This window comes from Gilliamella sp. BG3 (assembly GCF_046635605.1).
Classification (GTDB): Bacteria; Pseudomonadota; Gammaproteobacteria; order Enterobacterales; family Orbaceae; genus Gilliamella; species Gilliamella bombi.
Genome location: NZ_JBIDFE010000016.1, coordinates 43202 through 58188 on the forward strand (window position 1 = coordinate 43202; position 14987 = coordinate 58188).

At 34.8% G+C, this 14987-nt stretch carries 11 protein-coding genes; 6 read left to right on the plus strand and 5 right to left on the minus strand.

Going from position 1 to position 14987, the window contains the following annotated elements:
* Nucleotides 1-1119 (minus strand): tRNA 2-thiouridine(34) synthase MnmA, encoded by a 1119-nt coding sequence (gene mnmA / locus ACGH6S_RS08615; protein ID WP_411578694.1) that lies wholly within the window; start codon nucleotides 1117-1119, stop codon nucleotides 1-3.
* A 277-nt stretch (nucleotides 1120-1396) separates the two neighbouring features.
* On the minus strand, nucleotides 1397-2086 hold the full coding sequence (locus ACGH6S_RS08620; protein ID WP_085163789.1) for a helix-turn-helix transcriptional regulator: 690 nt from the start codon (nucleotides 2084-2086) through the stop codon (nucleotides 1397-1399).
* A 150-nt stretch (nucleotides 2087-2236) separates the two neighbouring features.
* Between ACGH6S_RS08620 and ACGH6S_RS08625 the strand changes: the two genes are divergently transcribed.
* On the plus strand, nucleotides 2237-2464 hold the full coding sequence (locus ACGH6S_RS08625; RefSeq protein ID WP_411578695.1) for a helix-turn-helix domain-containing protein: 228 nt from the start codon (nucleotides 2237-2239) through the stop codon (nucleotides 2462-2464).
* Nucleotides 2465-2534: 70 nt separating this feature from the next.
* Here the strand turns inward: ACGH6S_RS08625 and tpiA are convergent, their stop codons facing one another.
* Nucleotides 2535-3299: a triose-phosphate isomerase gene (tpiA, locus tag ACGH6S_RS08630; RefSeq protein WP_411578696.1), complete on the minus strand. Its 765-nt coding sequence runs from the start codon at nucleotides 3297-3299 to the stop codon at nucleotides 2535-2537.
* Between the two features lie 99 nt (nucleotides 3300-3398).
* Here tpiA and zapB point away from each other — a divergent pair, with 99 nt between their 5' ends.
* From zapB to ACGH6S_RS08650, 4 genes are all read left to right on the plus strand, one after another.
* Nucleotides 3399-3644, plus strand: coding sequence for a cell division protein ZapB (gene zapB, locus ACGH6S_RS08635; protein WP_034910977.1), 246 nt, complete (start codon nucleotides 3399-3401; stop codon nucleotides 3642-3644).
* Between the two features lie 78 nt (nucleotides 3645-3722).
* The gene (locus ACGH6S_RS08640) at nucleotides 3723-5030 is read left to right on the plus strand and encodes a DUF2868 domain-containing protein (RefSeq protein WP_065590480.1); all 1308 of its coding nucleotides are present in this window, start codon (nucleotides 3723-3725) and stop codon (nucleotides 5028-5030) included.
* Nucleotide 5031: 1 nt separating this feature from the next.
* Entirely contained in the window at nucleotides 5032-6390 is a 1359-nt protein-coding gene (locus ACGH6S_RS08645; protein WP_411578697.1) for a DUF3482 domain-containing protein, read from the plus strand.
* Nucleotides 6338-6877 (plus strand): C40 family peptidase, encoded by a 540-nt coding sequence (locus ACGH6S_RS08650; protein WP_411578698.1) that lies wholly within the window; start codon nucleotides 6338-6340, stop codon nucleotides 6875-6877. Before ACGH6S_RS08645 ends, ACGH6S_RS08650 begins: the two co-directional genes overlap by 53 nt.
* A gap of 110 nt (nucleotides 6878-6987) precedes the next feature.
* On the opposite strand, the gene ACGH6S_RS08655 is transcribed toward ACGH6S_RS08650, so the two are convergent.
* Nucleotides 6988-8175, minus strand: a complete 1188-nt coding sequence (locus ACGH6S_RS08655) for a pyridoxal phosphate-dependent aminotransferase (protein ID WP_085163787.1) — start codon at nucleotides 8173-8175, stop codon at nucleotides 6988-6990.
* A gap of 261 nt (nucleotides 8176-8436) precedes the next feature.
* Nucleotides 8437-11979 (minus strand): pyruvate:ferredoxin (flavodoxin) oxidoreductase, encoded by a 3543-nt coding sequence (gene nifJ / locus ACGH6S_RS08660; protein ID WP_174798113.1) that lies wholly within the window; start codon nucleotides 11977-11979, stop codon nucleotides 8437-8439.
* 601 nt (nucleotides 11980-12580) lie between these two features.
* Here nifJ and ACGH6S_RS08665 point away from each other — a divergent pair.
* Nucleotides 12581-14224, plus strand: a complete 1644-nt coding sequence (locus tag ACGH6S_RS08665) for a hypothetical protein (protein ID WP_411578699.1) — start codon at nucleotides 12581-12583, stop codon at nucleotides 14222-14224.
* Nucleotides 14225-14987 lie beyond the last annotated feature (763 nt).

Genomic DNA, 14987 nt, shown 5'->3' on the forward strand with positions numbered 1-14987 from the left:
TTAGTCTTCCTTACTGTTTGTAATTCGTTCTTCTATAATACCACCACCAAGACATACTTCATCTTTATAAAAGACAGCAGACTGACCTGGTGTAACAGCTACAACAGGATTATTAAATATGACTTTAATTTTGTCATCGGTTAATGGTATTACTTGGCAGGCTATGTCTTGTTGACGATAACGTGTTTTTACAGTACAGCTAAATGGTTTTGTTACTACTTTACGATCAACCCAATGAAGTTGTTGAGTAATTAATCCTTCAGAAAGGAGTGCTGGATGATCATGGCCTTGTGCCACAATCAATTCGTTATTGGTAAGATCTTTGTCTACAACATACCATGGTGTGTCGTCAGCTTGTTTTAAGCCACCAATACCAAGCCCTTTGCGTTGCCCTAATGTGTGATACATCAAGCCTTGATGTTGACCAATAATCTCTCCATCAATAGTGCGAATGTTACCTGCTTGAGCGGGTAAATATCGTGCTAAAAAGTCACTAAATTTACGTTCACCAATAAAGCAGATGCCAGTTGAGTCTTTTTTAGCAGCGGTTGCTAAACCAAGTTGTTGTGCAATTTTTCGCACTTCTGGTTTTTCGAGTTCACCAACTGGAAATAAGCTTTGGCTTATTTGTGCTTCGCTAAGGGTGTAAAGAAAGTAGCTTTGATCTTTGTTATTGTCGATCCCTCGTAATAATTCGACTTTATCGCCTGTTTGACGTTTACGGACGTAATGCCCTGTGGCAATAAAGTCTGCGCCAAGATCTTCGGCCGCATATTCTAAAAATGCTTTAAATTTTATTTCTTTATTACATAAAATATCAGGATTTGGCGTTCGGCCTGCTTTATATTCAGATAAAAAATGTTCAAATACGTTGTCCCAATATTCGGCAGCAAAATTGACAGTATGTAATTTTATATTTAATTTGTCACAAACTGCTTGCGCATCGGCTAAGTCAACAGCGGCAGAGCAATATTCTTCTGTGTCGTCTTCTTCCCAATTTTTCATAAATAACCCAACAACATCGTATCCTTGTTGTTGTAATAAATAAGCTGAGACAGAAGAATCAACGCCGCCAGACATACCGACAACGACTTTTTTTCGAGTGTTTATATTTGGCATAATATTATATTAATAGGTAAAACTAATAAAAAATTTAATGCTAATTTTAGCATAACTAGTGAAAAAAGCATAAAGTTATGCTGATAACGATTGTTAAGTTAATTTATTTTTTATAATAGCTTTACATTGATTTTATACTGAAACACATAGTTACCTGAAACTTTTTGACATTTTTTTTAACTTGATATTCATTGAAAAAAACGAGAGTTAAATACATTAAAACAGCCTTACCAGTCGAAGCCGATAAAGCTGTAATTAGCCCAAGCTTAAATGGGTTTTAGTTAAGATCTTTTAGAAGATAAACTACATGCCCAATAATTTTAAATTCTTGCGGTTCATGCTTATCCCCAATAATGGTTGGGTACTTAGGATTGTCGCAAAGTAATGCTAAGTTTGCTCCTTGATTTTGAATGCGTTTTATACTGATTTGATCCTCATATTCAACAGCATACAAATAGCCATCGATCGGTTTATAATGCGCTTTATCAATAATAAGAATATCATGATTTGATATTGTTGGCTCCATGCTATCACCTTTTGCCCATACGGCGACTAAGTCTTCGTAATTACAGCCTTGATGCCTTATTAAATTAATATCAAATGGGATTGATTCGATTTTTGAGTAAGATTTTACCATATTATTTAAATGGTGGAATGGAATATATACTGAATCTTGAGTATCTGAATCTGATAATAATCGACATTTTCCTTTTCCAGTTACTAACCATTCAATAGGAACATTACATTTTTGGGCAATGATAGCTAATCTATTTAGTGATGGGTAGGTTTTGCCTGATAAGTAATCTCTTATTACAGCTTCTGACATGCCAACTTTTTTAGCAAAGGCATTACCTGAAAGACCTTCTAACACTAGGCTTAATCGATTTTTAAAATTAATGACCCCTGTATTAGTTAGGGTTCGTGTTTTTTCTTTTTCGGTTTGGTTTTTTATTTTATTTTCGAGCATTTTTCCCTCTATTCCATTTTTTTATTGTTTTTATTATTTTAAATCGTTTTTTTCTGTGTTATTCTGTTCTATATAAATTCATATCTTTTGAACATTGTATTACCGATAATCTTTACAATAGTAAGAATTTAACTAATAGAGGATCTCATAATGAGAGAGCAAGATCAAGACTGGGCACCATCTAGAGTTGTAGGCGAAATTAAAATTAGAGGCGGAAATTTAAGAGCATTGTCTAGAGCTAGTGGTTTGCAGGCTGATACTTTAAGAAACGCATTATATCGCCATTGCCCTAAGTATGAACGAATTATTTCTGATTATTTACAAGTACCTGTCGAAAAAATTTGGCCTTCACGTTATTCGACTAAGGCTAAAAAATGATATTAATTTAAATGATAAAAAGACGCTAAATTAAGCGTCTTTTTATTTTGTTATTCGACATATTTATGCGTTATTTTTTAGCCTGTTCAGCCGCTTTAACAATTGCCGCAAAAGCATCAGCTTTTAGTGATGCACCACCAACTAATGCGCCATCAATGTCGGGTTGAGTAAATAGTTCAGCCGCATTTTTATCATTAACTGAACCACCATATTGAATGGTTACTTGTTGTGCTACTTTTGCATCTTGTTTAGTAATATGATCACGAATGAATTTATGAACAGCTTGTGCTTGTGCAGGAGTTGCAGATTTGCCAGTTCCAATAGCCCAGATTGGTTCATAAGCAATAACCGCACCGTTAAATGCTTGAACACCAAGTGCTTTTATTACTGCATCAATTTGGCGTGCGCAAACAGCTTGTGTTTGACCAGCTTCGTTTTCTGCTTCGGTTTCGCCAATACATAATACAGGCACTAAACCAGCTTCTTTAATTACACCAAATTTTTTTGCAATAAATTCATCAGATTCTTTGTGATAAGTTCGGCGTTCAGAATGTCCAATAATAATATGAGTCACGCCAATTTCTTTTAACATGTTAACTGATACTTCGCCAGTAAAAGCACCTGATAAATTAATACCAACATCTTGTGCTCCTAAAATAATATTAGATCCACCTAATTGGTGTTTTACAAAATCAAGGTATACAACAGGTGGTGCAATTGCAATATCACATGCTGTGTCGTTTGATAGCTCACTTTTTAGTCCTGAGACTAAGCTTTTAGCCATATCCAAACTACCGTTTAATTTCCAGTTACCCATAACGAGAGGTTTTCGCATAATTTTCTCCAACTTAAAATTTAAAAAGGTGTTGATTTTAGAATGAATTCGGTATAATGATTAGCATTATACACCAAATAATTTGAGCTGAGGAAAAATATGTCATTAGAAATACTAAATCAATTAGAAAGTCGAATCCAACATACTATAAATACTATCAATACATTACAACAAGAGATTGCAACCTTAAGAAAAGGCAATCAAGAGTTAGAGCAATTAATTAATGATAGTTCAGATGAAATGAAAGCACTACGTGACGAAAACGAAAAGCTAAAACAAGATCAGCAAGTATGGCAACAACGTATTCAAACTTTATTAAGTAAAATTGGTGAAATTACACAATAATTGATTCGACTTTATGAACGCGACTTATGTCGCGTTTCTTTTATATTTTATTTATTATAATGTTGAAGATTAAGTCTAATGCGACAAAAGCTAAAATCACTCTGGTTGACCGAAACGATCCATTTAATTGAAACAGAATTTGGGCAGTTTGCTGATCAAGATATCAACCGACAAGTAAGAGCCGAACAAATATCGCTTCCAGATCGAATTGTGATGCGTGCAATCATGTTGTCTAAACAAAATGGATTGTATTTGGCGCAAAAAGTACTTTTGCGATCGGTAAAGTTATCTTTTGCATTATTGCTGCTACTATCTGTTTTTTTAGGTGGTTCATTAGCATTGGGAGCATTAAGTCAAAACCCTATCAATTTGTATTGGGCGCTTTTTAGTTTGTTAGGCGTTCATTTAATTACGCTAACTATTTGGCTTGGTTCGTTTTTCCTCTTTTCCAATTTTGGTGGTAGTTTGTTGATTCATTGTTGGTTATGGTTGGCTAAAAAGCTTTCTCAAAAAAAGACAGTGCAACAACTGATCCCTGCATTTGTTGAACTATTTGGCTCTCGTATTCGTTGGCTTATTGGGTTTGTGCTTAATCTGTTTTGGACTGTGATTTTAAGTTGTGCATTATTAGTTTTAGTTGTGCTATTTTCAACTAAGCATTATAGTTTTGAATGGCAAACCACTTTGCTTAGTTCTGATACGATTATTGGTTTAACTCATTATTTAGGCTATTTACCGTCATTACTTGGCTTTGAAATTCCAAAAGACGAAGTTATAAAGCTAAGCGAACATGCGTTAAGTGCTGGTGAAATTCGATCATCGTGGGCTGTTTGGCTGTTAGGTGTATTTATTGTTTATGGATTAATGTTGCGGCTTTTGTGTATGGTGTTTTGTGGTGTTAATTGGCTTATTAGTAGTCGTCGAATTGAGCTTAATATCTCTCATCCTGATTATCAAATATTAGCAAATCGGTTGCAGTCATTATTTGTGAATATTGAAGATGCTGATAAATTAGGTCAAAATAGTCACCAGTGGCATTTTTCAACACATTCAATAGAAGCTGCTGAAGGTAATTTTTTGGTTGCTATCGATGTGCAAGAAAGTTGGCACTACCCTGAGTCTGTCTCATTTTTAGGTTTTTTAAATACGCGTGAACAGCGCAGTAATATTCTAGATTATTTACAATTAACGCCAGCTCAAAAATTATTAATTGCGGTTGATACCGATAGAGCGCCAGATAGGGGAGTATTAAATTTTATTAATCAACTGATTAATAAATCTCAGCAAACTCGTATTTGGTTTATTAATCAAGGTAAACAGTATCATAATTGGCAATCATTATCTTTACAGTTGGCTCAACCTGACTGGCTAAGCGAGGCTCTGTAAAATGCTATCAACATTAAAATTAGCAGTGGTTGGTCATGCCAATGTTGGCAAAACATCTTTACTACGCACCTTAATTCGTAATAGTCATTTTGGAAATGTATCTGATAGCCCTGGCACCACAAGACACGTTAAATCAATAACATTGCCACTTGAGCATAATAAATCAATAATTTTTTATGATACTCCAGGATTAGAAGACAGTTTAGCACTTTATGATTATATTAACCAATTACTTCCTACTAATGCAAAACTTGATGGTGTCGATAAATTAACATTTTTTTTACAAAGCCCAGAGTCTGAAAACGTATTTAATCAAGAAGCTAAAGTCATCAAGCAACTGCTAAATAGTGATGCGGCTATCTATGTGATAGATGTACGAGAGCCAGTATTGGCAAAGTATCACGATGAATTAGCTATTTTAGCCAATAGTGATAAGCCCATATTAGCTGTTTTAAATTTTACTGCAGACAGTAACCAAAATGAAAAGGAATGGAAAAGATTACTGTCACGCATTGGGATTCATGCTATTATAAGATTCGACGCTATATTTCCTCCTTTGGATGGTGAAGAACGTTTATATCATAGCCTTGCTTTACTAGTTGAGCCTGCTAAGGTTATATTAGATAACTGGCTAGATAAAATCGCACAAACTCGTAATTCTCGAAATCAAACCGCTAATCTGATTATTGCCGAAACACTCGTTGATGTTACAGCCTTTTATGAAATGGCTAAATCAGAAGATGTGCAGGCAATTGCTGATATGCAAAATAAAGTTAGAAAGCGAGAACAAATGGCGATCAATGAATTATTAAAATTGTATCAATTTGATTCAAATCAAGAAAGTGAAGAGAATTTACCTTTAATAAAAGGTCGCTATAATGCTGATCTATTTAATATTGATGCTCTAAAAATGATGGGTACTCATTTGACTAAAGGCTTTGTTCAGGGGGCGACAATTGGTGCTAGTATTGATTTAGCGACCGGAGGTATCTCACTTGGATCAGCTGCGTTAATTGGTGCCGCAGTTGGTAGTTTAATGCAGACTGCAAAACATTATGGTTCTAGAGTTCGGTATCAGCTTTCTGGATATAGAAAGTTAAGTGTTGATGATGTTATTATCTGTTTTCTTTCTTTGCGCTTAATTCGCCTTAAAGAAAGTTTGAATCATCGTAGCCATGCGGACACTAGCCCAGTTAGATTATCTAAAATAGATAAAACCGAATGGGAAAAAGGCGTGTTGCCTAAAAGCTTAAAATTGGCTAGGCGTTATTCGTATTGGTCAACGTTAAATAAAGGAACAAAAAGAAATGATAAAAAAAGGCAATCAACTATTAGGGACGTTGCTCGACAACTGTACTAACGTGAAAAAACGTTTTTTAATAACTATATTGTTTTTTTCTATTTTCATGTTGTTTGGTTGTAGTACTACCCAACGTCAAGTTTCTATTAAGAAAACTAAACCTAGTCCTAATCTAACCATGTTAACTAAAATAGAATCTCATTATAAAAAATGGCAAAACACGCCATACCGTTATGGCGGTACGACTTTAGCGGGTAGTGATTGTTCTGGTTTTGTAATGAATTTTTTTAAAAATAAACTTTCAAAAAACTTACCAAGAAGTGCTGCTGAGCAAGCTCGGCTAGGTGTTAAGGTAAACACCCCTAAAGCAGGTGACTTAGTATTCTTTAAAACAGGCCGTAGCCGTAGTGGTCTACATGTTGGTATTTATTATGCAGACGGCAAATTTTTACACGCTTCAACATCAAAAGGTGTAGTTTATTCAAACTTAAATGATAGTTATTGGAAAAAACATTATTGGATGACGCGTCGTATTATGGGTAGCTAAATTTTTTTCGTCATTATTTTCAATGAATAATTCAATTTTGACGGCTTATAATAAAAATAAAGCTCTTTAAATTAGCTAATATTTAAAGAGCTTTAGAATAAGCTGTTAATTTAAATTTTCCCTTTTTCTTTTAATTCACGCATTACATTTGCAACGTAAAGCATCTCACTCGGCGAACCTAGCGATATTCGACACCAATTTGTTGCTGGTGCGAAATCTCTACCAATTAATACAAAATTATTTTTCATTAGTTCTCGATAATCTTTCAAATCAATTGGACTTTTGTGAAACATAAAATTAGTTTGAGATTTTAAATAATGCAAACCTAGTTCTGATAAAGCTTTTTCCATAATTTGCCTTGATACATCAACCGCTTTTTTAGAGTATGTTAAAAAGGGTTGATCATCTATTGATGCGAGAGCTGCGCAAACACCACAGTAATTCAGTTTTTCACCAGCAACATATTGAGCTATATTCTTAACGTTTTCAACTGAACTGACCACATAACCCACTCGTAACCCTGCCATAGCATGGATTTTTGAGAATGTTTTAAGCAATATAACATTGTCACAACCTTGTGTAATTAATTTATCAACTGATTCAAATGCAGGATCATTAACAAATTCAGCATAGGCTTCGTCAACAATAAAAATAGTATTTTTAGGCTTACTTTTTATCCAAGATTCAATTTCACTTGTTGCAAAAACTGTCGAAGTTGGATTGTTTGGATTAACTAAATAGACAATTGAAAATCCATTATAATCTTCGGCAGCTTTTTGTATGCCTTTTATATCGATCTGCCAATCTGGCAAACTTGGTACTTTGGTAATTTTTAAATTAAAGATCTTTGCAAAATGTTCTCCATCTCCATAAGTAAGCTCTGGAATGACTAATTGAGTATTTGGCTTAACAAATGCAGCAATAGCACTACGAATACCTTCTGAAGATCCTGCAGTTAATAAAATTTGAGTATCATCGACTTTATGATATTTAGCTAATCGTTTGTTAAGTAATGGCATTTCGGCTTTGGCATAGCGATTAGCTTTTGGTACAGCCTCAATTGCAGCTTGTTTTGCTCGTGGTGACATACCAAGCGCATTTTCATTAAAGTTGAGCCTTACAGGATTGTTAATATCAGGTGTTGCTGCATTTTCAAGCATAGGTAGAGAGAATGAAACCGAGTTCTGCGCTTCTATTGCATGAGCTTTAGATAATAATTGATTAATAGATATCCCTGCAATTGCCGCACTGGAAAATGTGATTAATTTTCTTCTACTAACGTTTAAATTGGATATCATGATTCACCTCCCATTTAATTAATTTTTATGTGGTCAATTATTAATCATGCAAAAATAATACCAAGTTTTTAACGATCATTGGATAATTGATTCGTATATTACTCAATAACATAAAGTTAGTGATATTGGGTTGTTATGTGAGCTATTGTGATTTGAATATGCACAATCCTGGTGCTTTATTGCTCAAATGCGGTAATAAAAAAGGACTATTATTAATAACAGCCCTTTATAATGGCTTATAATTACCATGTATAGCTATTGTCAGCTATCTGCTGGTGTCTCAATATCCGAATAGGTTGCTAGCATCTGTAAGAATTTATATTTAGAATCTGCCATTTTTGTTGAACGTTCATGCAAGGTATTTGCAATTACAGGTTCAAGTGTTTCTAAACGACGGAAACGTTGTTCTTTTAGTAAGATACCAGTTAGTGACTCACTATTTGGTGCTTTTGAGTCTAGCACCAATCCTGGTTTGCCTTCTGCCATACGGCGTGGGTCGTAACGATACAAAGGCCAGAATCCTGATTTAACTAGATCTTTCATTTGTTCATGCGATTTAGCCAGATCATAGCCATGTTCCTCACAAGGACTATAAGCAATAACTAAAGATGGTCCATCATAAGCTTCGGCTTCTTGTAAGGCTTTAAGAGTTTGGTTAAGTTGTGAACCTAATGCAACTTGTGCAACATAGACATGGCCATACATCATTACACTAACACCAAGATCTTTACGTGCTTTATGCTTACCTAAATCAGCAAATTTTGATACAGCGCCCATTGGAGTGGCTTTTGATTGTTGGCCTCCAGTGTTGGAATAACACTGAGTGTCTAATACCAATATATTTACGTTATCAGTTAAGCTCATAACATGATCAAGCCCGCCGAATCCAATATCGTAAGCCCAACCATCGCCACCAATAGCCCAAACTGATTTATCTACCAAATAATTTGCATCTATCATCAACTCTTGTGCTTGCGAAGAATCTAAGTGTGCAAGCTGTTCACGTAATAACTCGACTTGTTGACGTTTTTCCGCTATAGAGGTTTCTGGTGATTTTAAGGCGATGACTATTTCGGGCGAAATATCACCAGCAACATAATCAAGCAAACGTAACGCCCGTTTTTTATGTTGGTTATAAGTAATACGATATCCTAATGCAAACTCTGCATTATCTTCAAATAATGAGTTTGCCCAAGCAGGTCCACGACCATTTCGATCAGTAGTATAAGGCGATGATGGAAGGTTGCCACCATAAATTGATGAACAGCCAGTGGCATTGGCAATCGCTAAATGGTCACCATAAAGTTGGGTCAACAATTTGATGTATGGTGTTTCCCCACAACCTGCGCAAGCACCCGAATATTCAAATAACGGTGTAAGTAATTGCGATGTACGCACATCAATGCGTTCAAGCGTGCTGATATCACGATCAGGCAATGCAGTAAAGTACTCAAAGTTAGTGCGTTGAGTCTCAAGATTATCGATCCGTGATTGCATGTTAATGGCTTTAATTTCAAAATTATTACGATCACGAGCTGGGCACACTTCGACACATAAATTACAGCCAGTACAATCTTCTGGTGCAACTTGTAAAACATATCGTTGTCCCTTCATATCACGAGCTTTTACTTCAAGTGAGCTTAATGAATCAGGCGCATTGATCATTTCATCAGGATCAACAACCTTAGCTCGAATAGCTGCATGAGGACAAGCAACCGCACAATGATTACATTGGGTACAGAGTTCAGGTTGCCAAATAGGGATCTCTTCAGCAATGTTACGTTTTTCCCACTTAGTTGTACCTATAGGCCAAGTTCCATCGGGTGGAAATGCTGATACAGGCAAGTTATCGCCTAAACCAGCTAACATTGCAGCAGTGACTGTTTTAACAAAATCAGGCGCATTAGCAGGTACAATAGATGGCATTGTTGAACTGCTTTGGTCAACACAGCTAAGCGGTATTTGTTCAAGCGAAGCTATAGCTAAGTCGAGCGCTTTCCAGTTATTTTCAACTAAATCTTGTCCTTTACTGCTGTAACTTTTGGCAATGACTTCTTTTAATTGGGCGATATTAAAATCGTTTTTAAAAATTCCAGCTAGATGAAAAAATGCCGCCTGCATAACGGTATTAATTCTTGCGCCTAAATTACATTCACGAGCTATTTTTGCCGCATTGACAATGTAAAAGTGTGCTCGTTTTTGTATTAATTGAGCTTGCACTTCTTTTGGAAGTCTATGCCAAATTTCGTCTTTGCTATACGGCGTGTTAAGTAAAAAGATGCCATCGTCTTTTAACTTATTAACAATTTGATATTTATCGATAAACTGATCTTGGTGGCAGCCAATAAAGTGTGCGCTGGTAATTAAATAGGGTGAATCAATTGGATCTAAGCTGACTCGTAAGTGTGAAGTCGTCAAACCACCTGCCTTTTTAGAGTCATATACAAAATATCCTTGTACATAAAAAGGAGAATTATCACCAATAATTTTAATATTATTTTTGGTTGCAGATACCGTGCCATCACTGCCAAGCCCATAAAATAGCGCTTCAAGAGCAGATTTTTGTGGTATCGATTGGTCAGGTAAAGGTAAAGAAAGCCCAGTTATATCATCATAAATACCAACGGTAAAACGTGGTTTGGGTTTATCTAATCCAAGTTCAGTAAAAATAGCAAGTACACAACGAGGATCAAATTCTTTAGATGATAACCCATAACGTCCACCTATAATAAGTGGCATAGTTGCGCGTTCTTTGCGCGACAGGCTTTCAGCAAATGCGGTCATAATATCTAAATAAAGCGGTTCGGCTTGTGCTCCCGGCTCTTTAGTTCTATCAAGCACAGCAATTTTATTAACAGTACTTGGCATAACTTCGAGCAGATGATTGGCTGAAAATGGGCGGAATAGCCGAACGATCACAACCCCGACTTTTTCGTTTTGTTTAAGTAAAACATCAACTACTTCTTTTGCGGTGCTAGCACCAGATCCCATAATAACAATAATATGCTCAGCATCACTAGCACCATAATATTCAAATGGTTGATACTTTCGGCCTGTTTCTGCTGCAAAAGCATCCATAGCATCAACAACATGTTGATAGACATTATCATAATAAGTATTTATCGCTTCTCGGCACTGGAAGTATGTATCAGGATTAGCTGATGTACCTCGAGTTACCGGTTTATCAGGCGTTAATGCTCGTGAGCGATAGGCTTTAATGGCTTCGTGTGGTAATAAATTACGGATTTGGTCATCACTTATTGGATAGATTTTATTAACTTCATGTGAGGTTCTAAATCCATCAAAAAAATGAACAAAAGGAACAAGGCTATTAAAACTGGCCATTTGCGAAATTAAGGCAAAATCTTGCGCTTCTTGCACTGAACTAGAACAAAGCATCGCAAAACCAGTTTGCCTAATTGCCATCACATCAGAATGATCGCCAAAAATTGAAAGAGCATGCGTTGCAACAGTACGTGCTGCAACATGCAAAACAAAAGGAGTCAGTTCGCCGGCTATTTTGTACAGCGATGGGATCATTAAAAGCAAACCTTGTGATGAAGTAAACGAAGTTGCAAGTGCACCTGTCATTAATGAACCATGAACGGTTGCAATTGCACCTGCTTCGGATTGCATTTCAATCACTCTTGGTGTATCACCAAAGACATTTGGTTTATTAAACTCAGCCCAAGTGCTAGCTTGCTCGGCCATGGTTGAGCTTGGTGTGATTGGGTAAATAGCAATGACTTCGTTTGCCCGATAAGCGACGGATGACACCGCACTATTAGCGTCTGATATGATCATTAAAAAACCTTTTATTTTATAGTGTTATGACATTACTAACTTATTATAAATTTGTATTATTGTATCAGAAACTAACCTAGCTTTTCGTTATTTTTATGTTAAATTTTTTATCATTACAACTCTAGATAAAAATATCGATAAAAACTAAAGTTAATTAACTTAAACTTTAGAAATTATTCATGTTGTTTATTATGATTTGAGTTATTACTTATAAAAAATAAAGATCTTGTATTGTATTAAATATATGATATTTCAAGAATATAAGATATTAAAACAAATACCATAATTTTCTACGTAAGTCGTGTATTGATTATGGGGGAATTTATACAACTATGATTTGCTTTTTAGATTATACTTTTATAAAAAGTATTTAGGAGTATATACCGCTTAAAGCTAAGAAACTAATAATTATCAAAAAATATCTCAAAGATAGATACTTTAATCTCAAGCCTAATAAAGTATTACAAACAGTAACAAAAAAACTAGCGAAGTCATTTTAAGTATTCTATAATTCAGACACTTTTGTAGTATTAATCGCTCATTAAACGAGCTATTGATTATTAAAAATTCAAATAAAATAAAAACTTACTTGACAGGTGGAATGTTATGCGCTATCATATTAGGCACAAGGCACAAGCATTGGCAATCTTATTCCCTAAATCTTTCTAATTATCACAGTAGTCAAAAACAGACGCTATTCTTATTTTTGTCATTGAAGCTGGCAAAATATCTCAAATTTTCGCTAAAGCGCAAATTTTTATCAAAATCGTTGTTGTTTTTTGCTCCATTGTTATTATTACCGTATTCGATAAGTTTACAGGCACTATCAGCACAAACATCAAGCGTTATTCAAGGTACAGCACCGTATTTAACGTTTGATGGTGGAGCAACTAAGATAATGAGCGTTGAAGGATTATTGGGTATAAAGTTACCGAATGGTCTCTATATACCTTCAGGCATAAATAGCCCACTTTACCCAAATGCGACGGTAGATACCTCAAGTGTAGACAACCCAATAGAGATGCCAAATATAACCAACACTTTTGCTGATATTCAAACCATAGTGCCTGTTTCAAATTATCCTGAAGTTTCGTTAACTAATTTGGTTAATGCTCCGTATAATTATGGTCGAGATGATGACGGGGATGATGGCATTAATGCAACTGGCAAATTAACGATTAAATGGCAAGATAGCAGTGGTCGGGATATCACGGAACAAGTCAAAAATAACCCTAATAAACAATTAAATCTTTGCGACGCACCTTATCAACTTACCTTAACGGTAACTAATGGTAATTTATCAACGCAGTATGGTATTCCTAATAGTAGCGATTTTACTGGAAATAAGCATAGCTATTACATTAATCCAAAAATGGACATGCCCATTGTTTGTTATGCACAGCCGAATTTATATGTGGATAACTTAGCTTGGGGATCTGAGTATGATTTAGATGGTCCTAATTGGGTTGCAAATAAAGGATTTAAAGTTTTGGATGTTAGTAATCCTGCTGAGAATTTTCCAACAACAGGGGCTGATAGGTTGTATTTTTATTTATTACTAGGGGGAATTACTCCAGAGCAAGTAATCGTGGCAAACGGAACAACGGTAAGTGCAGAAAGTGGTACTGGAATAAGTTTGTCATTAAGTAAAGATGAGACGCCTAAATGGGAAGATTGGCTTGGAAACCCTGTTTCAGCCTATTTTGGTGGTGATAAAGGATTAAAAGTACTACTAAAAGGTCCTTCTATTAATTCAACAAATAAGGTGTTTACTCCATCATTATTTAAACTCTATGCTGATAGTAGCCATACAAAATTGTTGTATAGTTTTAAAATAGAGCGTTGGTATATTGTCCAGCCAGGCAAGTCAGCAGGCTATGCTAATGCACAACGTTTTTGTCAAAATTTAGGCAATGGTTATCGTATTCCCGATATAAATGATTATTCTAATGCCAATAACTTTGGTTGGACTGGCGGTATACCAAGAAGAAGTTCGGCTTGGTATCAAAGACGTTTAAGTTACCAAGAAGGCAATCGTTGGATTGGTGGATTATTTAATGAATGGGGAAGAACTTATAACGGGACTAGTAGCTATTTTGGCAGCGACTGGGATTCTGGAGATGGTTATTGGACTGCTCAACCATCTGGTATTTATGATCAGTATATTGTTAATTCCGGTGATGGCTATATAAACATTACTTACTTGACCCAAAGCGAAGTTAGAGTTGCTTGTGTTGTACCTTAAAATAATGCAATATTAAAAAATATTGAAGATGTAAAAAACGATAACAGGTAATATACATATCTACTATGTAAATACTAATTTAGTAGAATACCAAGTATTTCTAAAATTACTAGGTGGAGTATTATATAAAATTCTGCCTAGTTTTAGGATAGGCATCGTAAAAATATTAATATAAAATTCAAATTGTTAGAGATAAAAAATAACTATTCGTTTGAGAGTGATGAAAAATTTTTTATCAAAGATTAATTAAATTTTAATTTGCAAAAACTTTACTCAAAAGCTTAAAAAAACAAATGAATACTGAAAGGAATAGCCATAATCAGACAGAGCCAAAATTGACATGCTTTGTTATTTAATTATTATAGCTAAAGGCATCCAGATATTTTTTATAATGGTTTACCCAAAACTATTTTAAAGAAGTTTAATTAATTGTTTTTAAATGATTAATTTCAAAAATGATCAGGAGGAAAATTGATTTTATTTAATTTTTCATTTGTTATTTTAACCAAACATAACATAACACCCAAAAAACTGTCTTCAAAAATATCATAAAGATAACCATCTTAAACCCTAAGGCTAACAAAGTATTACAAACAGTAACAAAAAAACTAGCGAAGTCATTTTAAGTATTCTATAATTCAGACACTTTTGTAGTATTAATCGCTCATTAAACGAGCTATTGATTATTAAAAATTCAAATAAAATAAAAACTTACTTGACAGGTGGAATGTTATGCGCTATCATATTAGGCACAAGGCACAAG

Excerpts from the sequence above, each read along its gene's own strand:
- ACGH6S_RS08655 (WP_085163787.1), bottom strand. The coding sequence starts at position 8,175 with ATGATATCCAATTTAAACGTTAGTAGAAGAAAATTAATCACATTTTCC.
- ACGH6S_RS08645 (WP_411578697.1), top strand. The coding sequence starts at position 5,032 with ATGCTATCAACATTAAAATTAGCAGTGGTTGGTCATGCCAATGTTGGC.
- ACGH6S_RS08640 (WP_065590480.1), top strand. The coding sequence starts at position 3,723 with ATGCGACAAAAGCTAAAATCACTCTGGTTGACCGAAACGATCCATTTA.
- tpiA (WP_411578696.1), bottom strand. The coding sequence starts at position 3,299 with ATGCGAAAACCTCTCGTTATGGGTAACTGGAAATTAAACGGTAGTTTG.
- mnmA (WP_411578694.1), bottom strand. The coding sequence starts at position 1,119 with ATGCCAAATATAAACACTCGAAAAAAAGTCGTTGTCGGTATGTCTGGC.
- ACGH6S_RS08665 (WP_411578699.1), top strand. The coding sequence starts at position 12,581 with ATGTTATGCGCTATCATATTAGGCACAAGGCACAAGCATTGGCAATCT.
- ACGH6S_RS08650 (WP_411578698.1), top strand. The coding sequence starts at position 6,338 with ATGATAAAAAAAGGCAATCAACTATTAGGGACGTTGCTCGACAACTGT.
- ACGH6S_RS08620 (WP_085163789.1), bottom strand. The coding sequence starts at position 2,086 with ATGCTCGAAAATAAAATAAAAAACCAAACCGAAAAAGAAAAAACACGA.
- ACGH6S_RS08625 (WP_411578695.1), top strand. The coding sequence starts at position 2,237 with ATGAGAGAGCAAGATCAAGACTGGGCACCATCTAGAGTTGTAGGCGAA.
- zapB (WP_034910977.1), top strand. The coding sequence starts at position 3,399 with ATGTCATTAGAAATACTAAATCAATTAGAAAGTCGAATCCAACATACT.
- nifJ (WP_174798113.1), bottom strand. The coding sequence starts at position 11,979 with ATGATCATATCAGACGCTAATAGTGCGGTGTCATCCGTCGCTTATCGG.